25 protein-coding genes and 1 riboswitch are annotated in these 25,406 nt (G+C 70.9%); of the genes, 10 read left to right on the top strand and 15 right to left on the bottom strand.

Going from position 1 to position 25,406, the window contains the following annotated elements:
• Positions 1-16: 16 nt before the first annotated feature.
• The 5 genes from AC1DU4_RS13070 to AC1DU4_RS13050 form a co-directional block, all read right to left on the bottom strand.
• A complete protein-coding gene (locus tag AC1DU4_RS13070) occupies positions 17-1,330 on the bottom strand; it encodes a DUF5933 domain-containing protein (protein ID WP_477840481.1) in 1,314 nt (437 codons plus the stop codon).
• Between the two features lie 92 nt (positions 1,331-1,422).
• On the bottom strand, positions 1,423-2,547 hold the full coding sequence (locus tag AC1DU4_RS13065) for a glutamate--cysteine ligase (RefSeq protein WP_072846200.1): 1,125 nt from the start codon (positions 2,545-2,547) through the stop codon (positions 1,423-1,425).
• 136 nt (positions 2,548-2,683) lie between these two features.
• Positions 2,684-3,406 (bottom strand): superoxide dismutase[Cu-Zn], encoded by a 723-nt coding sequence (gene sodC, locus AC1DU4_RS13060; protein WP_092776067.1) that lies wholly within the window; start codon positions 3,404-3,406, stop codon positions 2,684-2,686.
• 94 nt (positions 3,407-3,500) lie between these two features.
• Positions 3,501-4,058, bottom strand: coding sequence for a LytR C-terminal domain-containing protein (locus AC1DU4_RS13055; protein WP_477840425.1), 558 nt, complete (start codon positions 4,056-4,058; stop codon positions 3,501-3,503).
• Positions 4,059-4,096: 38 nt separating this feature from the next.
• Positions 4,097-4,423 (bottom strand): DUF3263 domain-containing protein, encoded by a 327-nt coding sequence (locus AC1DU4_RS13050; protein WP_072846198.1) that lies wholly within the window; start codon positions 4,421-4,423, stop codon positions 4,097-4,099.
• A 206-nt stretch (positions 4,424-4,629) separates the two neighbouring features.
• Here AC1DU4_RS13050 and AC1DU4_RS13045 point away from each other — a divergent pair, with 206 nt between their 5' ends.
• The 3 genes from AC1DU4_RS13045 to AC1DU4_RS13035 all read left to right on the top strand — a co-directional run bounded on the left by AC1DU4_RS13045 (position 4,630) and on the right by AC1DU4_RS13035 (position 7,083).
• Positions 4,630-5,223: a peptide deformylase gene (locus AC1DU4_RS13045; protein ID WP_477840422.1), complete on the top strand. Its 594-nt coding sequence runs from the start codon at positions 4,630-4,632 to the stop codon at positions 5,221-5,223.
• 28 nt (positions 5,224-5,251) lie between these two features.
• Positions 5,252-6,202, top strand: coding sequence for an N-acetylglutamate synthase, CG3035 family (locus AC1DU4_RS13040; protein ID WP_072846196.1), 951 nt, complete (start codon positions 5,252-5,254; stop codon positions 6,200-6,202).
• 65 nt (positions 6,203-6,267) lie between these two features.
• A complete protein-coding gene (locus AC1DU4_RS13035) occupies positions 6,268-7,083 on the top strand; it encodes an exodeoxyribonuclease III (protein ID WP_477840420.1) in 816 nt (271 codons plus the stop codon).
• Here the strand turns inward: AC1DU4_RS13035 and AC1DU4_RS13030 are convergent.
• The 3 genes from AC1DU4_RS13030 to AC1DU4_RS13020 all read right to left on the bottom strand — a co-directional run bounded on the left by AC1DU4_RS13030 (position 7,080) and on the right by AC1DU4_RS13020 (position 9,084).
• Complete coding sequence (locus AC1DU4_RS13030) at positions 7,080-8,072, bottom strand: IS481 family transposase (protein WP_477840418.1); 993 nt, start codon at positions 8,070-8,072, stop codon at positions 7,080-7,082. The two genes, AC1DU4_RS13035 and AC1DU4_RS13030, sit on opposite strands and share 4 nt — an antisense overlap.
• Before the next feature lie 137 nt (positions 8,073-8,209).
• Positions 8,210-8,575 (bottom strand): GNAT family N-acetyltransferase, encoded by a 366-nt coding sequence (locus tag AC1DU4_RS13025; protein WP_477840416.1) that lies wholly within the window; start codon positions 8,573-8,575, stop codon positions 8,210-8,212.
• Positions 8,576-8,742: 167 nt separating this feature from the next.
• On the bottom strand, positions 8,743-9,084 hold the full coding sequence (locus AC1DU4_RS13020; RefSeq protein ID WP_477840414.1) for a GNAT family N-acetyltransferase: 342 nt from the start codon (positions 9,082-9,084) through the stop codon (positions 8,743-8,745).
• Positions 9,085-9,380: 296 nt separating this feature from the next.
• Between AC1DU4_RS13020 and thiC the strand changes: the two genes are divergently transcribed.
• Both thiC and thiD read left to right on the top strand, forming a co-directional pair.
• Complete coding sequence (gene thiC, locus AC1DU4_RS13015) at positions 9,381-11,147, top strand: phosphomethylpyrimidine synthase ThiC (RefSeq protein ID WP_477840413.1); 1,767 nt, start codon at positions 9,381-9,383, stop codon at positions 11,145-11,147.
• Positions 11,148-11,156: 9 nt separating this feature from the next.
• A complete protein-coding gene (gene thiD / locus AC1DU4_RS13010) occupies positions 11,157-11,996 on the top strand; it encodes a bifunctional hydroxymethylpyrimidine kinase/phosphomethylpyrimidine kinase (protein ID WP_477840411.1) in 840 nt (279 codons plus the stop codon).
• 54 nt (positions 11,997-12,050) lie between these two features.
• Here the strand turns inward: thiD and AC1DU4_RS13005 are convergent, their stop codons facing one another.
• The 6 genes from AC1DU4_RS13005 to thiO all read right to left on the bottom strand — a co-directional run bounded on the left by AC1DU4_RS13005 (position 12,051) and on the right by thiO (position 16,922).
• Entirely contained in the window at positions 12,051-12,803 is a 753-nt protein-coding gene (locus AC1DU4_RS13005; protein ID WP_477840479.1) for an adenylate/guanylate cyclase domain-containing protein, read from the bottom strand.
• A 177-nt stretch (positions 12,804-12,980) separates the two neighbouring features.
• A complete protein-coding gene (locus AC1DU4_RS13000) occupies positions 12,981-13,775 on the bottom strand; it encodes an ABC transporter permease (RefSeq protein ID WP_477840409.1) in 795 nt (264 codons plus the stop codon).
• The gene (locus AC1DU4_RS12995) at positions 13,775-14,722 is read right to left on the bottom strand and encodes an ABC transporter ATP-binding protein (RefSeq protein ID WP_477840407.1); all 948 of its coding nucleotides are present in this window, start codon (positions 14,720-14,722) and stop codon (positions 13,775-13,777) included. Before AC1DU4_RS12995 ends, AC1DU4_RS13000 begins: the two co-directional genes overlap by 1 nt.
• Before the next feature lie 106 nt (positions 14,723-14,828).
• Positions 14,829-15,602, bottom strand: a complete 774-nt coding sequence (gene thiG, locus AC1DU4_RS12990; RefSeq protein WP_072846192.1) for a thiazole synthase — start codon at positions 15,600-15,602, stop codon at positions 14,829-14,831.
• Entirely contained in the window at positions 15,595-15,813 is a 219-nt protein-coding gene (gene thiS, locus AC1DU4_RS12985; protein ID WP_072846191.1) for a sulfur carrier protein ThiS, read from the bottom strand. Before thiS ends, thiG begins: the two co-directional genes overlap by 8 nt.
• A 35-nt stretch (positions 15,814-15,848) precedes the next feature.
• Positions 15,849-16,922: a glycine oxidase ThiO gene (gene thiO / locus AC1DU4_RS12980; RefSeq protein WP_477840404.1), complete on the bottom strand. Its 1,074-nt coding sequence runs from the start codon at positions 16,920-16,922 to the stop codon at positions 15,849-15,851.
• Positions 16,919-17,030, bottom strand: a riboswitch (TPP riboswitch). (Overlaps the previous gene by 4 nt.)
• Before the next feature lie 25 nt (positions 17,031-17,055).
• Here thiO and thiE point away from each other — a divergent pair.
• Positions 17,056-17,757 (top strand): thiamine phosphate synthase, encoded by a 702-nt coding sequence (thiE, locus tag AC1DU4_RS12975; protein WP_477840402.1) that lies wholly within the window; start codon positions 17,056-17,058, stop codon positions 17,755-17,757.
• An 80-nt stretch (positions 17,758-17,837) separates the two neighbouring features.
• Here thiE and AC1DU4_RS12970 read toward each other — a convergent pair whose 3' ends face one another.
• Entirely contained in the window at positions 17,838-18,731 is an 894-nt protein-coding gene (locus AC1DU4_RS12970) for an NUDIX hydrolase (RefSeq protein ID WP_477840400.1), read from the bottom strand.
• A 171-nt stretch (positions 18,732-18,902) separates the two neighbouring features.
• On the opposite strand from AC1DU4_RS12970, the gene AC1DU4_RS12965 reads away from it, so the two are divergent.
• The 4 genes from AC1DU4_RS12965 to AC1DU4_RS12950 form a co-directional block, all read left to right on the top strand.
• Positions 18,903-20,273 carry a hypothetical protein gene (locus AC1DU4_RS12965; RefSeq protein WP_477840398.1) on the top strand — a complete coding sequence of 457 codons (1,371 nt, stop codon included), beginning with the start codon at positions 18,903-18,905 and terminating at the stop codon, positions 20,271-20,273.
• Positions 20,255-21,313, top strand: a complete 1,059-nt coding sequence (locus AC1DU4_RS12960) for a glutamate ABC transporter substrate-binding protein (protein WP_477840396.1) — start codon at positions 20,255-20,257, stop codon at positions 21,311-21,313. Before AC1DU4_RS12965 ends, AC1DU4_RS12960 begins: the two co-directional genes overlap by 19 nt.
• Before the next feature lie 8 nt (positions 21,314-21,321).
• The gene (locus tag AC1DU4_RS12955; protein WP_477840394.1) at positions 21,322-23,706 is read left to right on the top strand and encodes a serine/threonine-protein kinase; all 2,385 of its coding nucleotides are present in this window, start codon (positions 21,322-21,324) and stop codon (positions 23,704-23,706) included.
• A gap of 146 nt (positions 23,707-23,852) precedes the next feature.
• Positions 23,853-25,406 (top strand): peptidase (locus AC1DU4_RS12950; protein WP_477840393.1); only part of this gene is annotated, 1,554 nt, incomplete at its 3' end.

The following is a 25,406-nucleotide window of genomic DNA, read 5'->3' as shown; positions in this document are numbered from 1 at the left end:
CGCTACCGGGTGCCGGTCACTGCCGAACGCCGACGCTCTCGGTGTCGGGTTCCGCCGTGAGACTCTCGTGTCCGCCGGCGATGGGCGCGGCGTCGACGCGTCCGCCCCACCGCGCGAGCGCCGTCCCCGGTGCCGCGAAGAAGGTCGCGTAGAAGGCCAGCACCACCGCGCCCGTCGCGCCCAGCAACAGCGGCACGGAGAGCTCCGGGAACTGCGCGATCGGGACCGCCAGGTAGCGGTAGGACGCCAGCAGCGCCACGAACACCGCCGCGCCGCCGACCACCAGACGGACCCGGAATCGGCCCCAGCCCCGTTCCGGATCGCGCAGCGCCGCCTCGACGGTCAGGCACAGCACCACGCCGGCCAGCAGGTCCACCGCGTAGTGGTAGCCGAAGCCGAGGGTCGCGGCGAGCGTGCACACCAGCCAGAACGTGCCGCCCCAGCGCAGCCAACGCGGGCCACCCCGTGAGTGCACGAAGATCGCCAGCGCCCAGGCGGTGTGCAGGCTGGGCATGCAGTTGCGCGGCGCCGGGGCGTCGAACTCGAACGTCGCCGGGTCGGTGAAGGTGGGCAACGTGTGCGGCCAGTAGTCGCCGAGCTGGGCGCCCGCGCCCGCGGTGCCGAACGCGAAGTCCGGACCGACCACCGGGAAGACCAGGTAGAACAGGGGCCCGATCAGCCCGATGACCAGAAACGTCCGCACCAGGTAGTGGGCGGGCCAGCCGTTTCGGAGCTGGTACAGCGCGACGACGATCGCCGCGACCGGCAGTTCGATGTACACCCAGTGCAACACCCCGTAGCCGAGGTCACCCGACGCCTCGACCACCCGGCCCATCACCCAGGACGGGCTGCCGAACGCGCGGTCGGCCAGCTCCAGGTACTGGTCGAGGACCCGCGGTCGGGTCAGCACGGTGATCTCGAGCCACACGTCGCCGAACTTGGTGGCGAGGATCAGGAGCGCGCCCAGCGCCGCGCCCCGCAGCGCGTCGGCGCGCTGCGAACCGGTCCAGCGGACGGCGGCGACCACCGCGATCCCGACGAGCACCCAGGTCGGGCCGTTGCCGACGGCCGCGGGGCCGCCGGTGAGCAGCCGACCGGCCGCGAAGACCGCGTCCAGTCCCACCGCCGCGCCCACCGCGAGCAGTCGCTGCCGGCCCGTCAGGCCGACCAGCGCGAGCGCGAACCCGGCCCACGGCACCGACATCGACTTGGGCGTCCCGGCGAAGTCCCGGGCCAGGCTCGCGAGCGGCCCCTCGAACCCGTGCCGCGCGGCCAGCACCTGCAGCGCCACCAGCACCAGGGCGAGCGCCGCCGCGCCGATCGTGACCAGTAGACGCGCCCGCGTCCAGCTTCGCCCGGGGATCGACACGGGCGTGGGACTGCTCAGCACTCGTACATAGTAAACGGTGCATGAACAGCGACTTAACGACCTAGTTCGGCCACCAGGGAGTCCACCACCGCGGTCAGGTCGCCGCCCGCCCCGGCGGCCACCGCACGCTGCCGCTGGTACGAGGCGCCGCGCCGCGGGATGTCCGCGACCCGGGCCAGCTCGTCGGCGCAGCCGAGGTCACGGGCGACCGGCGCCAACTGCTCGAGCAGGTCGTCCAGGTCGTCGGTGACGAGCCGCTCGTTACTGTCCGCGTCGAGGATGATCTCCGCGTCGAGCCCGTAACGGGCGGCGCGCCACTTGTTCTCCTGCACGTGCCACGGCGGCATCCCGGGCAACTCCACGCCGTCGTCGAGACAGCGGTCGAAGTACACCACCAGGCAGTGGATCAGCGCCACGATCGCGCTGAGCTCGGTGCGGGTGGAGACGCCGTCGCACACCCGCACCTCGATGGTGCCCCACTGCGGCGCGGGCCGGATGTCCCAGTGCAGTCCCCCGAGCCGCTCGATGACACCGGTCTTGAGCTGGTCGTGCACGAATCCCTCGAACTGCGACCAGTTCTCGAACTGGAACGGCAGCCCGGCGGTGGGCAGCTGCTGGAACATCAGTGCCCGGTTGCTGGCGTATCCGGTGTCCACCCCCGCCCACATCGGCGACGACGCCGACAACGCCAGCAGGTGCGGGTACTTCACCAGCAACGCGTTGATGATCGGGAACACCCGCTCCGCCGAGGACACCCCGACGTGCACGTGGACACCCCAGATCAGCATCTGCCGACCCCACCACTGGGTGCGTTCGATCATCTCGTCGTAGTGCGGGGCGCGGGTCACCTGTTGGGAGCTCCACTGCGCGAACGGGTGGGTGCCGGCGCAGAGCAGCTCGACGCCCAACGGCGCGGACGCCCGGCGCAGCAGGACCATGGTCTCGTCGAGGTCCGCGATCGCCTCGCCGACTGTGTCGCACACCCCGGTCACCAGCTCGACGGTGTTGCGGAGGAATTCCTTGTGCAGCCGAGCCGGGTCGAAGCCGTCGATCGACTGCATCGCCTCGAAGACCTGCGGCGCGGTGTTCGACAGATCGCGCGTGGCCCGGTCGACCAGCGCGATCTCCCATTCGACACCGAGTGTCGGCCGGGCGGAACCGGCGAAGTGGACTGCCACGGTGTTGATCCAATCACAGCAAACACACCGACGCCGCGACCGGGAACTGGCATGTGGCCAGCGTCATTCCGGTGCGGCGTCGGGTGTTGTCGACGAAGGCGGACGGCCGTCGTCGGCGGGACTTGCGCTCGGGTGGCTACTTGATGACGCCGCAGGCCTCGCGGGCGCCCGCGTCGCCGGTGTCCAGCGTGGCCTGGTCCGGCACCTTCGCACCCTCGGGCAGGCCGTACCGGGTCGGCACGTTGCCGAAGTTGTCCGCACCCGCGTGCACGACGATCGCGGTGCCGGCGCCGTTGTTGCGCAGGTCCTCGATGGTGAAGGCGTCGGTGGAGGTGACCAGCTCGGCGGTGCCGTCCTCGCGCACGTACAGGGACGTCAGGTCGCCGCTCTGCGGGTGACCGGTGTGCCCCGCCGCCTGGAAGTGGCCGCCGGCGGACAGGAAGTTGCCCGGTTCGCCGCCGGTCGGCGCCACCGAGTTGGTCTCGCACTTGCCCACCGAGTGGACGTGCAGGCCGTGGAAGCCGGGGGTCAGTCCGGACCCGAGAACGGTGACCGTGACGTGGTCGTCGGCCGACGCGAACACGACGGAACCGACGTTGGTGCCGTCGGCGTTGCGCAGGCTGGTGCGGACCTGGTCGGCGGGCTCTGCGCCCTCACCCGCGTGGCCGCCCGAACCGGGGGCGCCCGCGGGGGCCGGCATGCCGGTCCACACCGGCGGCGTGGTGCCGGGAACGTCACTGGGGAATTCGCCGTTGCTGCACGCGGTGAGGCCAACGGCCGCCAACGCGACCATCGGGGCAACGACGCGCCAGGACTTGCGGCCGCGAGTCTGCGTGTCGCGTCGGGTAAGCATGGCCATCAAACCGCTCCTTCAGGTGGGCTGGAAGTGAACTGATCATAGCCAGCCGGGATGGACCGGCCGACCAGGTGTACGACGTACGAGGCGGTGACCGCTACTTGGAGGTGACGATCACGATGACGCCGGGTGAGGACGCCTCGATGCCCGCGAAGCGCGGCTCGGCGGTGGCGCCGATCTCCGCCGCGATCTCCGTCGCGGCCTGCTTCTCGCTGGCGGAACCGGGGCGGTAGTAGACGGTGGTCTTGGCGATCGTGCCGTCGGCGTAGTTGCCGGTCTCGGACACCGTCCAGCCCTCGGCCTCGAGCGTGCTCGCGGTCTCCGCGGCCAGCCCGCTGACGATGCTGTTGTTGAACACCCGCACGGGGATCGCGGACCGGTCGAGCGCCGCGGCGGAGGTCGGGAGGCTGGTCGTGGTGACGGCCGCCGAGGTGGTGGCCGGCGGCGGCGTGGAGGGGCGCGCGGATGCGGCGGGGGTGTTCGCCGAGCCCTTGACCGGGGCCACGCTCGGCACGATGGTGGGGGCCTGCGAATCCGAGTCGGACCCGGACAGGGCCATTGCGCCGATGCCCGCGAAGGCGATCGCGAGGGCGATCAGCACCATCGCGAGGGCGCGAAGCGGCGGGCCCGACGGCTCGGGATTCGGGGTGCTCACGTCACCGACCTTAGTTGCCATCGCGCGATCGCCGGCATCTAGGTGATGTCGAATCCGAGGCGGCGGGCAGCCCGGGCCTTCTGCCGGCTGGCCCTCAGCCGGCGCAACCGCTTGACCAACATGGGGTCCGCGGCGAGCGCCTCCGGGCGGTCGACCAGGGCATTGAGCACCTGGTAGTAGCGGGTCGCCGACATGTCGAAGAGTTCCTTGATGGCCTCTTCCTTGGCGCCGGCGTACTTCCACCACTGGCGTTCGAAGGACAGAATGTCGTGATCGCGTCGGGTGAGTCCGTCGGTGCCGACGTCGTTCGCACCCTGCGGCTCGGTGGCCTCGGAATTCCGGCTACGCGCGACTGCGCCGTCCATCTCACTCCCCACTTCGAGCTCTCGCCCAAACTCAGCGATCCCACAAACTACCCCGGCTGCCCGACAGCCTCAGCTGACCGGGCAACGAATCACACACGAACTACACCGCTGTGCTTTCGCAGAATATTGAACCACGGTCGACCCGACCGGGGACTCGCATCCGGTGCGGGCGCGTCGCCGCAGACCGTCCCACTATCCTGGTCAGCATGGCAATCCTTCCCATCGTGATCGTCGGTGACCCGGTGCTGCACGAGCCGACCAAGCCCGTGACCCAGCCGGTGGCCGAGGTCGCCGAACTCATCTCCGACATGTACGACACCATGGACGCCGCGAACGGTGTCGGCCTGGCCGCCACCCAGGTGGGTGTCGGGCTGCGGGTGTTCGTCTACGACTGCCCGGACTACGACGCCAGCCCCGACGGCGAGCGTCGCCGCGGCGCCGTGATCAACCCGGTGCTCGAGACCTCCGAGATCCCGGAGACCATGCCGGACCCCGAGGACGACGACGAGGGCTGCCTGTCGGTGCCGGGCGAGCAGTTCCCCACCGGCCGCGCCGACTGGGCGCGGGTCACCGGCCTCGAGGCCGACGGCTCCCCCGTGGTCGTCGAGGGCACCGGCTTCTTCGCCCGGATGCTCCAGCACGAGGTGGGCCACCTGGACGGTTTCCTCTACACGGACATGCTGATCGGCCGGCACGCCCGGGCCGCGAAGAAGATCATCAAGCGCTCCGGATGGGGCAAGCCGGGCCTGAGCTGGGTACCGGGCACGGTCGAAGACCCGTTCGGTCACGACGAGTACTGACCCAAGACGATGAGTACTGACGGTCACGATGAAGGCTGACGCCGTCCTGGGCAGCCGGGTGGTGCTGCGTTACAAGCTGCCGCCCGGTTACCCGCGACCGCTGACGGACATGATCGGCGAGCTGGTCTCGCTCAGCCCCGCCGTCGTGGTCCGATCGCCCGACGGCCGGGTGGTGCAGGTCGCGCCCGACCAGGTGGTCGCGCTCAAGACCGTCGGCCCCCGCCCCGTGCTCACCCGGGAGATCCGGTCGCTCGAGTTCGCGGCCGCCGACGGCTGGCCCGGCACCGAGCAGACCTGGGTCAACGGCTGGCTGGCCCGGTACGGCGACGGCTTCACCCGCCGCGCCAACGCCGCGACTGCGTTGGGCCCGGCCGACCGGATCGGCGACCTGCACAGCGGCGACACCCTCGACCGGCTGCGCGCCTGGTACGCCGAGCGCGGCCAGCCGCTGACCCTGCTGCTGCCGGACCGGCTCGCCACCCCGCCCGCCGGCTGGGAGGTCTCCGACGAGGTGCAGGTGATGGCCGCGGACATCGCGAACCTCACGCTGCCCGACGGGGAGTCCATGGTCCGGGTCGACGACGCCCCGGACGAGCGGTGGCTCTCGCTGTACCACTACCACGGCGATGCGCTGCCCGCGTCGGCCGCTGAGGTGCTGGGCGCGGTCCGCGAGGGCCGGGTCGGCTTCGGCTCCCTCGGCGGGCCCGCGGAGGCGCTGGCCGTCACCCGCGCCGCGGTCACCGAGGCCCCCGACGGCCGTCACTGGGTGGGGCTGTCCGCCGTCGAGGTCGCCGCCGACCACCGTCGACGCGGGCTCGGCATGCTGATCTGCGCCGAGATGATCCGCTGGGGCCGCGACCTCGGCGCCACCCACACCTACGTGCAGGTGGTCGCCGACAACGCGCCGGCGCTCGCGCTGTACGAGTCGCTGGGGATGGTCGAGCACCACCGGTACCGCTACGCCACCGCGCCCGCCTGACCCGCCCGCCGCGTGACGCGGTGGCGGGCGCCCGGCATGTCGGCGCCCCGCACTACGCTGACCTCATGCGACTGGCGACGTGGAATGTGAACTCGGTACGGGCCCGCACGGACCGGATCGTGGACTGGCTGGTGCGGACCGAGACGGACGTGCTCGCCATCCAGGAGACCAAGTGCCGGGACGACCAGTTCCCCACCGAACGGTTCACCGACCTCGGCTACGAGGTGGCGCACGTGGGCCTGAGCCAGTGGAACGGCGTCGCGCTGATCTCCCGGGTGGGCCTCGAGGACGTCCAGGTCGGCTTCGAGGGCCAGCCCGGCTTCGCCAAGGAGGTCCCCGACAGCCTCGAGATCGCGACCCCGGTGGTGGAGGCGCGGGCGATCGGCGCCACCTGCGGCGGCGTCCGGGTGTGGAGCCTGTACGTGCCGAACGGCCGTGAGCTGGCGGACCCGCACTACCGCTACAAGCTGGACTGGCTGGCCACCCTGCGGGACGACGCCGCGAAGTGGCTGGCCGAGGACCCCGACGCCCAGGTCGCACTGGTCGGCGACTGGAATGTCGCACCGACCGACGAGGACGTGTGGGACCCGGCGTTGTTCGAGGGAAAGACGCACACCTCGCAGCCCGAACGGGATGCATTCGACGCGTTCACCGAGATCGGGTTCGCCGAGGTCACCCGACCGCACACGCCCGGCCCCGGCGTCTACACCTACTGGGACTACACGCAGTTGCGCTTCCCCAAGCGTCAGGGCATGCGGATCGACTTCGCGCTGGCCTCCCCGGCACTCGCGGCCCGGGTCACCGGCGCGTCCATCGACCGGGAGGAACGCAAGGGCAAGGGCGCCAGCGACCACGCCCCGGTCGTGGTGGAACTGGGCTAGTTGTACTGCCCAGGGACGTTGGTCAAACGACTGAAGGGAACGTTCCTGCCGATGGCGGAGTGTTGCCGGTGGTGATTGTAGGTGTGCAACCACGCCGGCAACGCTGTCCGTCGGGCCTGTTCTGACTTGTAGTGCCGGGCGAACGCCCACTCCTGCGCCATSGTGCGGTGGAAACGTTCGATCTTCCCGTTGGTCTGCGGCCGGTACGGGCGGGTGCGTTTGTGCGTGACCGCCAGCTCGGYGCAGACCTGCTTCCACAGRGCSGAGCGGTAGCAGCCKCCGTTGTCGGAGAGGACGCGTTCGACGGTGACGCCGCGGGCGGCGAACCAGCTGACGGCTCGGCGCAGCACCCCGACCGCGGTCTGTGCGGTTTCGTCGTCGTGGATCTCGGCGTAGGCGACGCGGGAGTGGTCGTCGATGACGGTGTGYACGAACGCATGCCCGAGCAGTTCGTTGTGGTGTCGGCTGCGTTTCGTGCCCGGGGTCTGTTGACGGTTCTTGCGGCCCTTGACGCGTCCGACGAAACGCCAKCCGCCGCCGTCGGGGATGTTGCCGAGCTTCTTCACATCGACGTGGATCATCGATCCCGGATGCGGGTGTTCGTAGCGGCGGATGACCTCRCCGGTGCGGATGTCGATGTGCGAGAGCCGGTTCAGGCGGCAGCGGACCAGGACTGCGTGCACGGTCGAGGCGGGCATGTTCAATCGTGAGGCGATGGCCTGCGGTGAGAGTCGTCTGCGCCACCGCAGGTCCACGATCTTGCGGACCTGTGGTGGTGGGGTGCGGTTCGGGCTGCGATGGGGGCGACTGGATCGGTCGGCCATGCCYGCTTCGCCCATCTCCTGGTAGCGYACCGCCCACCGTTTGGCGGTGGGCCAGGAGACGTTGAAGTGTTCGGCGGCGCGGTTGACCGGCCAGCCTTCGTCGATGATGCGTCTGGCGAGYAGTAGCCGGCCYCTGGGKGTCAGGGGTGCRTTAGCGTGGACCACGAAGGTCTCCTGTCGGTGAGTGGTTGTCGTAGTAGCTCCACTTCACGACAGGAGACCTTCGCTGTTCAACGACCGGTCACAGTGTGTCGTTGCAATCCTTCGACCAACCTGCCTGGGAAGTACAGCTAGTCGGGCGGTCAGTCCCAGTCGTCGACGAGGGGCAGGTACTCGGGGTGCGCCCCGAGGTAGCGGCGCAGGTAGGTGCACACCGGACGGACCCGGATCCCGCGGACCCTGCTCTCCTCGAGCACCTCGCGTACCAGGACGGCCGCCCAGCCACGGCCGCCGAAGTCCTCCTTGACGACGGTGTGCATCAGCGCGATGACGTCGCCGTCGCCGAGGCCGCCGACACCGGCGGGCAGTTCGGTGACGCCGTCCGCTGCGCGGTAGCCGAGGATCCCCACCAGTTCGTCGCCGACCCAGAGGTCGTAGCGGGAGTGCGAGGGGTTGTCCTCGACGCAGGCCAGCGCCGGGTCAGCTGCTGCAACGACGGGCCTGGTCACCGCCGCGGCCTGGACGGGGCGCCGCCTGAAGATGTGATCCACACCACCATGTAATCAGCTTCTGCGGCTCAGCCAAGCCCAGCCGGAAGATGTGGCCCACTATTCGCCTAATCGTAGCCAAATCGGCACCTGGGCCACCGGAACCCGGATGCCGACCGGCCGACGCCTCACACGGGGACGAGCATGTCCCGGTACTGCGGGTTGTCCACGACGAACCGCTGCAGGTACGTGCACACCGGGCGGACCTTCCAGCCGTAGCCGCGGGCCGCGTCGAGGGCCTTGCGCACCATCACCGCGGCCAGCCCGCGGTGGCCGAAGTCCTCGACGATCACGGTGTGCATGAACGAGACGACCGGCGGACCGCCCCGTCCCCCACGCCCCACCCCGCGCGCCCTCGAGTCCAAATCGTAGTAACCGAGAATGCCGACGAGATCGCCGTTGAGCCACAACTCGAAACGGTTCTGAGCTGCATTGTTCGACACTTCCGCGGTCGGCGCCTCTGCAATCATCGACATACTCCTTCACCCTGCGCGTCACCGTAATGTGACGTACGCCACTATATGGCACGGCCCGGCCGTCAGTGCCGATTTCTGTAACAAGTTCCAGTTAGCGGGACGGCGGGGCCCGGACGGGCACGGCCCGGGTGGTGGGTTCGGCCGGCGGGCGCTATCGTCGCGCTCGACAACTACACATCCCACGGGGGCTCGCACCAGCGGGCTGAGAGGACGGCTAGCTCATTTCGAGCGTCAGGGCCGTCGACCGTATGAACCTGACCGGGTAATGCCGGCGTAGGGAGCGCACCATCATGGGGATCACCCCTGTCACGAACACCGCTGTCACGGACACCGCTGTCGCGACCAGCACCGTCACCACCGGCCCCATCGAGGGCAGCAGCAAGCAGTACCGCCAGGTCGACGCCCCCGGCGTGGGCACCCTGTCGGTTCCGGTCCGCCGCGTACATCTCACCAACGGCGAACACCTGGACCTCTACGACACGTCCGGCCCGTACACCGACGCCGACGCGGTGATCGACCTCGAGGCGGGGCTCCCGAAGACCCGCGACGGGTGGCGCAAGCCGGATGCCGTCGACATCGGGGGCGAGCGAAGCGGCGGGGGATCCAACACAGCGCGTACCCAGCTGGCCTGGGCCCGGGCCGGAATCGTCACCGCGGAGATGCACTTCTGTGCGGCACGTGAGGGTGTGGACCCGGAGGTGGTGCGCGCGGAGGTCGCCGCGGGGCGCGCGGTAATCCCCGCGAACCACAACCACCCCGAGTCCGAACCGATGGTCATCGGCAAGCGGTTCGCGGTGAAGATCAATGCGAACATCGGCAACTCCGCGGTCACCTCGTCCATCGGCGAGGAGGTGGAGAAGATGGTGTGGGCCACGCGCTGGGGCGCGGACAACATCATGGACCTGTCCACCGGCAAGGACATCCACCAGACCCGGGAGTGGATCCTGCGCAACTCCCCGGTGCCCGTCGGCACGGTGCCGATCTACCAGGCCCTCGAGAAGGTGGGCGGAGATCCGGCCGCGTTGACCTGGGAGGTGTACCGCGACACCGTGATCGAGCAGTGTGAGCAGGGCGTCGACTACATGACCGTGCATGCCGGGGTGCTGCTGCGGTACGTCCCGCTCACCGCGAAGCGGGTCACCGGCATCGTCTCGCGCGGCGGCTCGATCATGGCCGCGTGGTGCCTGGCGCACCATCGGGAGTCGTTCCTGTACACGCACTTCGAGGAGCTCTGTGCGATCCTGCGCGAGTACGACGTCACCTTCTCGCTCGGCGACGGACTGCGTCCCGGTTCGATCGCGGACGCCAACGACGAGGCCCAGTTCGCCGAGCTGCGCACCCTGGGCGAGCTCACCAGGATCGCGAAATCCCATGGCGTGCAGGTGATGATCGAGGGCCCGGGGCACGTGCCGATGCACAAGATCGTCGAGAACGTCCGGCTCGAGGAGGAGCTGTGCGAGGAGGCCCCGTTCTACACCCTCGGACCGCTGGCCACCGACATCGCGCCCGCCTACGACCACATCACCTCCGCGATCGGCGCCGCGATCATCGCCCAGGCCGGCACCGCGATGCTCTGCTACGTCACGCCGAAGGAGCACCTCGGCCTGCCGAACCGCGACGACGTGAAGGTCGGGGTGATCACCTACAAGATCGCCGCGCACGCCGCCGACCTCGCCAAGCAGCATCCGCGGGCGCAGGAACGCGACGACGCACTGTCCAAGGCGCGCTTCGAGTTCCGCTGGCGTGACCAGTTCGCGCTGTCCCTGGACCCGGACACGGCCCGCGAGTACCACGACGAGACGCTGCCCGCCGAACCCGCGAAGACGGCGCACTTCTGCTCGATGTGCGGCCCCAAGTTCTGCTCCATGCGGATCTCGGCCGACGTCCGCGAATACGCGGAACGCAACGGGCTGACCGACGCGGCGGCCGTCGAGGCCGGCATGACCGAGAAGTCCGCGGAGTTCGCCGCGGCGGGCGGCCGGGTGTACCTGCCGATGGCGGCGACGGCGGCCGGGGCGTCGGGCACCACCGGCCGCACGGCACCGGCGGATGGATAGGCTCTGGCCGTGAACCTGCTGCCCCTGACCCCCGACGGCGAGACCCCGATCCGCGTCCTCACCATCGCCGGCACCGATTCCGGTGGCGGTGCCGGAATCCAGGCCGACTCCCGCACCATGGCCCTGTGCGGGGTCCACGCGTGCGTCGCGGTCGCGGCGGTGACGGTGCAGAACTCCGTGGGGGTCAGCGGGTTTCACGAGATTCCGCCGCAGGTCGTGGCGGACCAGGTGCGCAGCGTGGTCACCGACATCGGGGTGAGCGCCGCCAAGACCGGGATGCTGGCGTCCACCGCGATCATCGAGGCGGTGGCACAGGTCTGCGGCGAGGTGGGGATCGGCCGTGACCACGCCGTGCCGCTGGTGGTGGACCCGGTGTGCGCATCGATGCACGGCGACCCGCTGCTGCATGCCGAGGCACTCGACGCGGTCCGGAACACCCTGATCCCGATCGCGTCGCTGGTGACGCCGAACCTCGACGAGATCCGCCTGATCACCGGCATCGAGGTGGTGGGCGACGCGTCGGCGCGTCGGGCCGCGGAGGCCCTGCACGGGCTCGGCGCGCAGTGGGCGCTGGTCAAGGGCGGGCACCTGCGCACCTCGCCGGACAGCACCGACCTGCTCTTCGACGGCGACACCTTCCACGAGTTCACCAGCCCGCGGATCGAGACCGGCAACGACCACGGCGGCGGCGACACCCTCGCCGCCGCGGTGGCGTGCGCGCTGGCCAACGGGTACCCGATGCCCGAGGCCGTCGAGTTCGGCAAGCAGTGGGTGACCCGGTGCCTGGCGGCGTCGTACGACCTCGGTTCCGGCCACGGTCCGGTCTCCCCGCTCTGGCGCCTGCACTGACGCGCCTTTCTGGTGGCGACCGCTACCAGAAAGGCGCACCGGCGGCGGAGCCGCCTACCTGGTCAGGGTGAACATCCGCAGGTCGTCGGGGACGCCGCGCGGGGCCGGCGCGAACAACCCGCGCCGGTACGGCCTGGCCCGCAGTCCGAGGGTCTCGAGCGTCTGCGGGTCGAGCGCGTCGAGGGTGTGCGCGGACGCGACGACGTTGCCGTCCGCCCCGGCCTGCATGACCCGGGCGGCGACGTTGACGTCCACGCCCAGCCAGTCGTCGCCCAGCTGTCTCGGCATCCCGGTGTGCAGGCCCACCCGCATCCGCGGCCGAAAGCCCTCCTGCTCCACCTCGGCGAGCCGGTCGCGGGCCTCGAACACCGCCTCCAGCGCGCGCTCCGGGTAGGCGAACACGGCCATCAGCCCGTCGCCGAGCCGCTTGACCACATGTCCCCCGCGCTCCACGAACGGCGGTTCCACCGCGCTGGCCACCTGCCGCAGCAGCGTCAGGGTGGCCTCGTCGCCCGCGCCGAGTGACCAACTGGAGAACCCGACCAGATCGGTGAACACGATGGTGACCTGGCGGGTGCCGCGTCCCCGGCCGGTGCGTTCGAGCAGGGCCTGCCAGACCTGCAGGGTGCCGAGGCTCACCTCCCGCGACGCGCCGGGACCGTCCTCGAGCAGCCGGTCCGCGACCCGGGCCATGGCGCGGACGCCGCCGGGTCCGGCGGTCGAGAGCGGGTCGCCGAAGGCGGGGTCCCCGGGCAGCGCCCGGCGCGCCCGGCGGACGGCGTCGACGAGCGCGGGTCGGCGGTTCATGGTTCGAAACCAGTCGACCACCGGCTGGGGCGCAGGGTCCTCGCTCACCCTTCGAAGTGTAACCGAGGGTTACAGACAATGCCGGGGCTCCGCAGACGACAGTGCGCGACCGTCACCCCCCGCAGTCGGGGCGACGGTCGCGCACGGTTACCGCAGCGTGTCCAGCGCTACGGCAGGTCAGGCGTCGCGGCGGTTCACCAGGAACAGCGCGGCGCCGAAGACGACGGCCACGAAGGCCGCGAAGTAGACCAGGCTGCCCCAGGGCCCCCAGTGCCAGTCCACGCCCTGGTCCGAGCCGAGGAAGTGGTTGGCGTTCATGAACGGCAGGAACGGCTGCACGTTGCGGCCGAAGGTGCCGAACAGGCCGAACAGGCTCTCGATCAGCAGCGGCCACAGCAGCAGCAGGGTGATCGCGCCCGCCGACTGACGCACCAGGGTGCCCACCGCCACCGCGAGGAACACGCAGAGCAGCGCGTAGATCGGCACGCCGTAGATCGCCCGCCACGCCTCGTCACCGGTCAGCTTCAGGGCAGCCCCGGCCTCCTCACCGGCGGTGACCTTGGCGATCGCGTAGGCGCCGAAGGTCAGCACGAAGGTCAGTACGGCACCGAAGACCCCGATCAGGCCCGCCTTGGTGACCAGCACCGAGTCCCGCCGCGGCACGGCCTGGAAGGTGGTCCGGATCAGGCCGAAGCGGTACTCGCTGGTGACGGCGAGGGCTGCCATGATCATCAGCACCAGGACGCCGAAGCCCGACACGCCTCCGACGGCGTCCGAGAGCTGGGGCAGGAACGGCTCGAAGTCCGGCCTGTCGCCGCTCGCGTTCTCGTTGTTGAAGGCATTCAGGCTCGCCTTGGCGCTGAGGCCGATCACCGCGGCCAGGCCCAGGCCCAGCACCACGATGGCGACCGTGCACCACCACGGCGACTTGGTCGAGGTGAGCTTGATTCGTTCTGCGGCCAGAACACCCATCAGAGTGCCCCTCCCATCACTTCTTCGACGCCCGCGGCGTGGTACTGCACGTCGTCACCGGTCAGTTTCATGAACGCGTCCTCGAGCGATCCCTGCTGGGACGCCAACTCGTGCAGCACGATCCCGTTGCTACCCGCGATCTGGCCGATCGCGTCGGTGGTGGAGTCGAGCACCACCAGCGCCGCCGCGGCACTCGCCGCGTGGCCGTCCTCGCGCACCGTCAGGCCGTGCGAGGTGAGGAGGCTGCGCAGCGCGTCCAACTGGGGGCTGCGGACCCGGACCGTCGACTCGGACGACCGGTCGACGAACTCCTTGACCGTCGTGTCCGAGATCAGCCGGCCACGGCCGATCACCACGAGATGCTCTGCGGTCAGCGCCATCTCGGAGAGCAGGTGGCTCGACACGAGGACGGTGCGTCCCTCCGCGGCCAAGCGCTGCATGAACTTTCGGATCCAGACGATGCCCTCGGGGTCGAGGCCGTTGACCGGCTCGTCGAACAGCAGCACCTTCGGGTCGCCGAGCAGCGCGCCGGCCAGGCCGAGCCGCTGCGACATGCCGAGCGAGAATCCGCCGGCCTTCTTGCCGGCCACCTCGGTCAGGCCCACCAGCCGCAGCACCTCGTCCACCCGCGACGACGGGATCCCGTTGGACGCCGCCATCCACTGCAGGTGCGCCTTCGCGGACCTGTTGGGGTGCACCCACTTTGCGTCCAGCAGCGCGCCGACCGTCCGCAGCGGCTGCTTCAGGTCGTGGTACGCCTGGCCGTCGATCAGCGCCGTGCCGGACGTGGGCCGGTCCAGGCCCAGGATCATCCGCATCGTCGTCGACTTGCCGGCACCGTTCGGCCCGAGAAATCCGGTCACGATCCCCGGCTTCACGGTGAAGGTCAGGTCGTCGACCGCCTTCGTGGGCCCGAACGTCTTCGTCAAACCCCTCACTTCAATCATGAGGGGAACTCTGCCGGATGCCGGAGCCGAGCGCATCGCCCGCAGGTCTCATTCCGGCGTCATCCCCTGGGATGACTCCCACCCTGAGACCTCCCCGTGTCCACCCCTACATCGGTGACGACGCCTGGGCCCAGAACCGCTTCGGGATCCGGCCGGCCCGGCGGGCCTGGTACCCGGCGACCACCGCCGACGCCATCGCGGACGCCATCAGCGCCGGGTCCTTCGCCCGCGTCACCGCGGTCGCGAGCAGCACCGCGTCGCAGCCGAGTTCCATGGCCAGCGTCGCGTCGCTGGCGGTCCCGATGCCGGCGTCGAGGATCACCGGAACCCCGGCCGCCTCGACGATCATCTCGATGTTGTGCGGGTTGGAGATGCCCAGGCCCGTTCCGATCGGCGAACCCAGCGGCATCACCGCCGCGCAGCCCACGTCCTCGAGCCTCTTGGCCAGCACCGGGTCGTCGGTGGTGTACGGCAGCACGGTGAAGCCGTCGTCGACGAGTTGTTCTGCCGCCGAGACCAGTTCGATGGCGTCGGGCAGCAGGGTGCGCTCGTCGGCGATCACCTCGAGCTTGACCCAGTCGGTCTCGAGCGCCTCGCGACCGAGCTGCGCGGTGAGCACCGCCTCGGCGGCGCCGCGACAGCCCGCCGTGTTCGGCAGCGGCGCGATGTCGAGCCGGCGCAACAGGTCCAGCACGCCGGTGCCGCCGGTGGCGTCGATCCGGCGCATCGCCACCGTGGTCAGCTCGGTGCCGGAGGCGACCAGGGCCTCCTCGAGCACGGTGAGGTTGGCGGCGCCGCCGGTGCCCATGATCAGGCGCGAGCCGAAACTGCGGTCGCCGATGGTGAGGGTGCCGGTCCCAGCCACCGTCGCCTCAGCCACCCTGGACCGCCGTGAGGATCTCGATCTCCCAGCCCTTGCCGACCGGGGTGTCCCAGGAGGTGCGCGGCAGCACCGCGCCGTCCACCGCGACGGCGATGCCCTTGGCGGGCAGACCGAGGTGGTCGAGCAGCTGCGCCACCGTCAGCGGTTCGGACAGCTGGTGGTCTTCGCCGTTGACGGTGATACCGATGTTCACCGGGGTGTTCGTCATCAATTCCTCATTCGTCGATCGGTGGAAGGAGCCGGTCAGTGGGCGGTGCCGGTCGGACCGAAGCGGTCCGGCGCGCAGTTCTTGGCCTCGGGCAGCGGCGCGCCGGACAGCTCGGCGACCACCGCGTCCGCGGTCAGCGGGGTGAGCAGGATGCCGTTGCGGCCGTGCCCGGCCGCGAGCACCACCCGGTCCGACACCCGGCCGATGATCGGCAGGTTGTCCGGACTCATCGGCCGCAGGCCCGCCGCGGTCTCGTAGAGCTCGTACTCGCCGATGCTCGGCATCAGGATCTGGGCGTCCGCGATCAGGTCCCGCACCCCGCCGACGGTGACCTGGGTGTCGAGTCCGGACTCGTGCTGGGTCGCGCCGACCACGATGCCGTCGCCGCGCGGCACCAGGTACACGGGCCGGCCGTGCACGCTGCCGCGGATGGTCTGGGTGGGCGCGGGGGCCACCCCGGGGCGATGGTGCAGCCGCAGGATCTCGCCCTTGACCGGGCGCACCGGCAGACCCGGCCACAGCGCGGCCGCCCCGGTGCCGGCCGCCACCACCACCTGGTCGGCGGGCAGCGACTCCGGGTCAACCACCGACTCGGCCACGAACGCGACCCCGGCGGCCTCGCACGCCAGCCGCAGCGCGCGCACCAGCGCCCGGTTGTCCACCGCGGACTCCGTCGAGGCCAGCAGCGCCAGCCGGATGTTGGGGGCCAGTGACGGCTCGGCCGCCCGGATCTGCGCCCGGGACAGCAGCTCGAGCCGGTAACCCTGGGTCTCGATCCACTCGGCGACGGTGCGCAGGTCCGCGGCGTCGGCCGCGTCCAGCGCGACCGTCAGCGAGCTGTGCGAGGTGAACAACGGCTCGTCGAGGAGGGCCGCGAGCTCACCGCCGAAGTCCGGCCACCGCTGTAGCGACGCCGCGCCCACCTGCAGCAGCGCGTCCTCGCCGGGCCACCCCTCGGACAGCGGGGCCAGCATGCCGCCGGCCACCCACGACGCCCCCGAGCCGACCGCCGGGTCGTAGACCGTGACCTTCCAGCCCGCCTGCGCGGACCGCCAGGCGACCGCGAGTCCGATCGCGCCGCCGCCGACCACCGCGAGAGTTCTGCTCACCACTCCACCTCACTCCCTGCGCCGGCATGATCCGGGTCAGGTATGACGGTCAAGGCTCGCGAGCCCCCTCTCAGCCCCGCGTTCGCCGGGACTCCCGTGTCACTTAGTTCGCCATCAGACTACCGTTGAGCACGTGTCCCCCTCGCATTCCGGTAACCATCTGACCCCCCGCGAACGCCTGGCCAGCGCCCGGCTGTACCTGTGCACGGATGCCCGCCGAGAGCGCGGTGACCTGGCACACTTCGCCGAGGCGGCCCTGTCCGGCGGCGTCGACATCATCCAGCTGCGGGACAAGGGCTCGGCCGGCGAACAGAAGTTCGGCCCGATGGAGACCCGCGAGGAGTTGGGCGCGCTGGCCGAGCTGGCCGCAGCCGCCCGTAGGCACGGCGCCCTGCTCGCGGTGAACGACCGCGCCGACCTGGCGTTGGCCGCGGGGGCGGACGTCCTGCACCTCGGCCAGGGCGACCTGCCCGTGCACTACGCCCGGCAGATCCTCGGCCAGCGGGTGGTGATCGGGCGCTCCACCGGCAATCGGGCGCAGGCCCAGCTCGCCGCCATCGAGGACGGCGTCGACTACTTCTGCACCGGGCCGGTGTGGGCCACCCCGACCAAGCCGGGACGTGCCGCGTCGGGCCTGGACCTGGTGCGCAGCACCGCCGACTCGCACCCCACCCGGCCCTGGTTCGCCATCGGCGGGGTCGACGAGGAGCGGCTCCCCCAGGTGCTCGACGCCGGCGCCGACCGCATCGTGGTGGTCCGCGCGATCACCGAGGCCGCGGACCCGCAGGCGGCCGCCCGGTCGCTGTCCGACGCGTTGGCCCGCAACGCCGGCTGACCCTTCCCCCACCGGTCCCCAATGTCACATCGGGTGTCCGACGGGGAACCAATGTGACATCGGGGACCAACGCGGTGCGGTCAGTCCAGCCAGCCGAGCACGGTCGAGGGCGAGAGCCGGACCACCGTCTCGGGCAGCCGGTCGCGCAGCCCGCGGTCGGCGGTGACCACCGCGGTCAACTGCTGTTCGTCCCCGGCCAGCAGGTTCCGAACCCGCTCGACGGCCTGGTCGGCGAAGGGCTCGGCCCCGGCCAGCGACGCCAGGGTGTCGTCGCCGCTGCCCGTCGCGACATGCACCGGAACCCGGTCTCCGACCTCCGCCACCACCCGCGCCTGACCCTCGAGGACCGCCTCGATCCGCGGCAACCAGCCGAATCCGCCGTCGGGCAGTTCGAAGGTCCGTGGCAGCGTCCGCGCCAGCTCGGCGAGCAGTTCGCCGGTGGCCCCGACCCGGTCGCGCCACCACCCGTTCGGGCGCGAGCCCAGCACGTTGGCGGTGTCGAGCAGCAGCCGCACCGGCACCGCCCGCAACGACGGCCAGCTGGCCTCGAAGCCCGGGTGCAGCGGCAGGTCCTCGACGTCCTCCTCGGGCACCCACCGCAGTTCGGTGCTCTCGCCGTTCGGCACCGTCGGCAGCGTGGTCTCCGCGTCGGCGATCACGGTCGTGTAGGTCCAGCCGCTACCCGCCTGCGCGGTGACCCGCTCGGCGCGCACCCGCAGCGTGCTGCCGGCGATCCCGGCTTCCTCCTCGGCCTCGCGGACCGCGGCCCGGGTGGTGCTCTCGTGGCTGTCGCGGGCACCACCGGGCAGCGCCCAGGTTCCACCCTGGTGACTCCACTGCGCGCGGTGCTGCAGCAACACCGCGGACCCGCCGCCCGGAGCGGGCGCGCGCAACAGCAGCCCCGCCGCACCGAACCGGCCCCACTGGCGGCTGCCGTCGTCGCTCTTCGCCCAGCCGTCTCCGTCACCACGCATCGACTTCGTTCACCCGCTCCACATCAGACCGCGTCGTCAGACCGCCGTCACACCTCGTGCCCCGTCCGAAACTCGTTGGCCACAAAACATAGGCGAGTCACCGACCGCTCAGCGCGTTTACTGCTTATATGCTGCCCTGTATCAGGCACTCGGGCCAGATAGAAAGGGTGCGTGGTGGTTGATCGCGTCGCGCCGTCGACGGAGCCGCTGGGCGACGATCGTCCAGTGCCCGCCGCGACGCACCATCCGTCGCCGGACGTGCCCCGTCCGCGGCGATCTCGCCGCGTCCGCGCCTACCTGGGCACCACCCCCAGCAAGCTGCTCCTGGTGGCGTTGGCGCTCACCGTACTCTCGCTGGTCGCCGGCAGCGCCGCCGCCGTCCAGGTCTCGGACCGGGCGCGCACCCTCGACGCGCTGCTGACCCAGGTCGAGCCGCTCGCCTATGCCTCGCAGGACCTCTACAGCTCGCTGTCGATCGCGGATGCCGCCGCGACCACCGCGTTCATCTCCGGCGGCCTCGAACCCGCCGACGTGCGGGCCCGCTACACCCGCGCCGTCACCGACGCCGGCCAGGACCTGGTCGACGCGTCCGCGGGCATCGCCACTGCCGACGACACCGCCCACCGACTGCTCACCGACCTGTCCGTGTCCCTGCCGGTGTATACCGGTCTGGTCGAGACGGCCCGCAGCAACAACCGCATCGGGTACCCGGTCGGCGCCGCGTACCTGCGCGAGGCGTCGACGCTCATGCAGACCACGCTGCTGCCGCTGGCCGAGCAGCTGCACACCGCGCAGGCCGCGACCGTCGTGCAGGCCCAGTCCGAGTTCGCCACCCCGCCGTGGCTGTCCATCGGCCTGCTGCTCGCGTCGCTGGCCGCGCTGGTGGCGGCGATGGTCCTGCTCGCGCGGTGGACCCGCCGGACCCTGAACCCCGGACTCATCCTGGCAGCAGCCGCCGTCACCGCGCTGCTCGGCTGGCTGCTGATCGCCGGGCTGATCTCCTCGACCGCCACCGGCAACGCGCTCGACCAGGGTGCACGGCCGCTGTCCACCCTGACCACCGCCCGAATCCTGACCCAGCAGGCCCGCGCCGACGAGACCCTAGCCCTGGTTCGACGCGACGTCAGTGCCCGCTACCACTCGCAGTTCGTCGAGCATCTCGACCGCCTGCAGGCGTTGCTCGACGAGTACGACCACAGCGGGATGCAGGTCGGCGAGGACGAGATCGCGGCCGCCGCGGCGGCACGGACGGCCTGGGCCCAGGCACACGAGCGACTCGACGGGCTGCTCGCCGCCGGGGACTGGACCGGGGCGGCCGACATCGCGGTGGGCCCCGGCCAGCTCGACTCGGCGGCCTTCTTCTTCATCGCCGACAAGGAGCTCGACGCGGCCATCGAGGAGGCCAGGGCGGAGCTGCGCGGCAACCTGGTGCGGGCCCACTCCACCCTCGCCGGCCTCACGCCCGGCGCCCTCGTATTGTCGGCATTGACGGTGGTCGGGATCGGGCTGGGTCTGTGGCCCCGATGGCGGGAGTACCAGTGACAGGGAACGGCAGGCGAGGACGGCGGATACTGGCCGCCGCGGTCGTCGCCGCGGCCCTGGCGGGCGTCCTGTCCGGGTGCGGCGGCCCCGACGACGTCTCCACGGCCACCGGTTCCACCCAACCCGCGGCCACCCAACCCTCGGCCACCGCGCCCGTCGCCGCCAACCCGGAGGGCACCAACGCTCCACTGCCCGAGGGCGCGGCGGTGGCGCCCAGCCCCACCGGCGAGCCCGCCCCCGAACAGTGCTCGAACCCCACCGCGAGCCTGCGCCCGTTCCCCGACGGCGCACCCGAGAGCCCGGTACTGGACCGGATCCGGGCGCGTGGCCGACTCGTGGTCGGTCTGGACACCGGGAGCAACCTCTTCAGCTTCCGGGACCCGATCACCGGGTCGATCGAGGGATTCGACGCGGACATCGCGAGGGAGGTGGCGCGGGACCTGCTCGGCGACCCGAACCTGGCGGAGTTCCGGATCCTGTCCTCCGCGAACCGGATCCCTGCGCTGCAGGACCGTCTGGTGGACGTGGTGGTCAATACGGTGACCGTCAACTGCGAACGCCGCGAGCAGGTCGACTTCTCCACCGTCTACTTCGAGGCGCAGCAACGCATTCTGGTCGCGCAGGGGTCCGGTATCCGCGGCGTCGCCGACCTCGCCGGCCGCCGGGTGTGTACCGTCACCGGCAGCACGTCGCTGACACATCTGCAGCGGGCCGCGCCGGACGCGATCGTGCTCACCGTGCCGAACTGGTCGGACTGCCTGGTGGTCCTGCAGCAGGGCCAGGTGGACGCGGTCAGCAGCGACGACTCCCTCCTCGCCGGGCTCGCCTCGCAGGACCCGTACCTGCAGATCGTCGGCGACAGCCTGAGCCCGGAGCCGTACGGCATCGGGATCAACAAGTACGACCCGGACCTGGTCCGTCTGGTCAACGCCAGCCTGGAGCGGATGCGGCAGGACGGGACCTGGTCACGGATCTACGACCGGTGGCTCGGCGTCCTCGGCCCCTCGCCCGGCCCACCCGTCCCCCACTACCAGGACTGAGCGCGAGAATGCCTGGAACACAGGATGACTCGGGCCAGAGCCCGACCCCTGCCGACGCCGTGACGGCGTCGTACCAGCCGCCCGACACGGCGCCCTCTGAACCCACCGCCACCGCGCCGTCCGTACCCGCCGACGCCGCCACGGCCTCGGCGCTCCCGCCCGCCTCCACCACCCGCGCATCCGGCCCCGCGGAGACCTCGGAGACCTCGGCGCCGGCCGGCCGGCCGTCCGCCCCCACCGGCCGCCGGTCTCGTTCACAGCGTTCCCGGACCTCGGTCCGACGCCGGCTCGGCGGCGGCCTGGTCGAGGTGCCCCCTGTAGCGGCGCCCGATCCCGCCGCCGTGGTGATGGCCAATCCCGTTGTCGCCGAGAGCAAGAGATTCTGCTGGAAGTGTTCGAACCCGGTCGGCCGCAGCGCCGCGGGTAGGTCCGAACCCGCACCGGCGGCCGGCATCTGCGCCTCCTGCGGCACGGTCTTCGACTTCACCCCCCTGCTCGCGACGGGCGACCTGGTGGCAGGCCAGTACGAGGTGCAGGGCTGCATCGCCCACGGCGGGCTCGGCTGGATCTACCTCGCCGTCGACCGCAACGTGAGCGACCGCTGGGTGGTGCTCAAGGGCCTGTTGCACTTCGGCGACTCGGAGGCACAGGCCGTGGCGCTGGCCGAGCGCCAGTTCCTTGCCGAGGTCGAGCATCCCGGCATCGTGAAGATCTTCAACTTCGTCGAGCATCCACGGCCGGATGGCAGCCCGATGGGCTACATCGTGATGGAGTACGTCGGCGGCAACTCGCTGCGCGAGGTGCTGAGCACTCACCCCCGGCCGGCACGGATGCCGGTCGAACAGGCCATTGCGTACATGCTCGAGATCCTGCCCGCGATGGCCTACCTGCACTCGATCGGACTGGCCTACAACGACCTCAAACCGGAGAACGTCATGGTCACCGACGACCAGCTCAAGCTGATCGACCTCGGCGCGGTCTCCGGCATCGAGGGCTACGGCTACCTGTACGGCACACCCGGCTACCAGGCGCCGGAGATAGTCCGGACCGGACCGACCGTCGCCTCCGACATCTACACCGTCGGCCGCACACTGGCCGTCCTCACCCTCCAGATGCCCTCGGACAAGGGACATTACGTCGACGGGCTGCCCACCCCCGAGCAGGCGCCGCTGCTGGCCGAGTACGAGTTCTTCCATCGCTTGTTGCTCCGCGCCACCAACACCGACCCCAGCCGACGGTTCCAGTCCGCTGAGGAGATGGCCCGGCAGCTGCTCGGGGTGCTCCGCGAGATCCTCGCGCAGCAGACGGGCGAGGAACACCCGGGACTGTCCGAACTGTTCAGCCCCGCGCGGACCACCTTCGGCACCGACGAGGCGGTGCAGACCACCGACGTCTACGTCCACGGCCACCGCCAGAGCGTCGCCCTCGACCCGCTCGAGGTCACCGCGGCACTGGCCGTCCCGCTGATCGACCGGACCGACCCCAGCGCGGCCCTGCTCGCCGCCGCGATCCACACCGAACCCCGCCAGACGCTGGACTCGCTGCGCCTGGCGAGGGAGAACGGCATCGAACGCGTCGCGGGCCCGACGGCGGCGGCGGTCACCCGGCAGCTCAGCCTGGTCGAGGCCAAGGCGTACATCGACCTGGGGGACGGCGCCGCGGCCTGGCAGGTGCTCGACGGGCTCGGCGAACGCGGGGAGCACTGGCGGGTGGACTGGTACCGAGGGATGGCGGCACTGGTCGAGGGTGACTTCGAGACGGCGATGAGCCAGTTCGATGCCACCCTGCAGGCGCTGCCCGGCGAGGCCGCACCGAAGCTGGCGCTGGCGGCCACGGCCGAGCTGATCCTCGAGCACTGGGAGAGCGAGGACCCTCCGCGGTGGCGCGCCTTCGCGGAGAACTACTACCGAACCGTCTGGCGCACCGACCGCGGGGCCGTGAGCGCCGCCTTCGGCCTGGCCCGTCAGCTCGCGGACCGCGGCGACACCGCGGGCGCGATCGCCGCGCTGGACCAGGTCCCACCCAGCTCGCGACATTTCAGCGTCGCGCGGATGACCGCGGTGCTGACCCGCCTGTCCGGCGTACCGATCGGCGAGATGGACGAGGGCGCACTGCGAGACGCCGCTCGGCGAGTCGACCTGCTGCCGTCGGACGAGGGCCGGGCGCTCCAGATGCGCACCCTGGTGCTCGGCACCGCACTGGACTGGGTGCTGCTCGGGCACACCGCCGACCCCGAGTTCGAACCGATTCTCGGGGTGCCGTTCACCGAGAAGGGGCTGCGCGCCGGCACCGAGGCCGGCCTGCGGGCGCTGGCCCGCAACGCATCCGAGGCCACCCACCGGTTCGCCCTGGTGGACATGGCGAACGCGGTGCGTCCCAAGAGCCTGTTCTGAGCGGCGCCGCCACCGACTCGAGCCCGCGTCGACATGGCACCTAGGTGATGCCTGGGTGATACCTGGCCAATACCTACTGGACATCCGTCCACCCCGGCTAAACTTCCCGACGCAATCAGCTAACTGAATGGACGGGAAACGACAGCATGACCACCCTTCGGCGTACTCGCCGACGCCTCGTACAGGCACTGGCAGTTTCCCTCGCCCTCGCCACCTCCTCGGTGGGCGTCGCCGTCGCCCAGCCGGCCGATCCGCCGGAGGCCCTCGCCGGCAACCCCGTCTACGGCCTCGCCAACGGTTGCTACGCGCTCAGGTCCGAGCAGACGGGGAACTTCGTACGCCGCGCCGACGACGGCTATCGCGCCGACGTCGCCGCCGAGTCTGGCGCCGAACCGTTCCGGTTGCACGCGGCCCAACTCGGCCGCTTCATGTTCTACGGCCCCGGCGGCGACCTGCTCGCCCACAACGACACCCGCGCGGTCGTCTCGACACGTGACGCCGTGGCGACCACGGACTGGACGGTGACCCACACCGACGGCACCTACAGCATCACCGCCACCGCGAACGGCAGCCAACTGGGCGTCGCGGACGGCGCGTTGACGCTGACCGACCCCGGCGCGAACCCCGCCGGCGGCCGGTTCACCGTGAGCCCGACCGGCGGCTGCGCCGACTTCCCCGACTCCGAGGTCAACGCCACCGGCACCCCGTCGACCGCCACCGGGCCGAACGGAGAGGTGCGCGGCTTCATCGACAACCACGTCCACCTCGACGCGTCCGAGTTCATGGGCGGAAACGTGCACTGCGGCAAGCCCTTCGACCCGCAGGGCATCACCGCGGCCCTGCGTGACTGCCCCGACCACGGCAGCGACGGAATGCCCGCTCTGCTCGAGAACGTCCTCTCGCACGGCTCGCCGTTCGAGGAACACGACACCACCGGCTGGCCCACCTTCGCAGACTGGCCGGCCAACGACTCGATGACCCACGAGCAGACCTACTACAAGTGGGTCGAACGGGCCTGGCGCGGCGGGCTGCGGATCTTCACCGACATGTTCGTCGCCAACCGGGTGCTGTGCGAGCTGTATCCGACCAAACGCAACTCGTGCAACGAGATGGACACCGTCCGAGTCCAGGCCGCACAGGTGCGCGAGATGCAGGACTACATCGACGCCCAGTACGGCGGTCCCGGCCGCGGCTGGTTCCGGATCGTCAGCACGCCCGAGCAGGTCCGTCAGGTCGCGGCCGAGGGCAAGCTCGCCGTCACCCTCGGCATCGAGGTCTCCGAACTGTTCGGCTGCACGATGCGCGACGACGTGCCCCAGTGCACGGCGGCGGACATCGACCGCGGCCTCGACGAGGTCTACGCCATGGGCGTGCGGCAGCTCATCCTCACCCACAAGTTCGACAACGCGCTCGGCGGAACGCGATTCGACCCCGGCACCACCGGCATGGCAATCAACGTCGGGAACTTCCTGGGCACCGGGAAATTCTGGCAGGTGGAGCCATGCCAGGGTGCGGCGACGGACAAGACACTCGAGTCGATCGCCCCGGCCGAGATCGCCGACATGGCTCTGCCACTGGGCATTGCGGCGCCCACCTACCCGGACGGCCCGCACTGCAACACGCGAGGACTGACCGACCTCGGCGAGCACGCGGTCCGGGGCATGATGAGCCGCGGCATGATCGTCGACATCGACCACATG

The organism is Rhodococcus sp. P4_F5, assembly GCF_056401315.1.
This window is presented reverse-complemented; position numbering and strand designations above follow the sequence as displayed.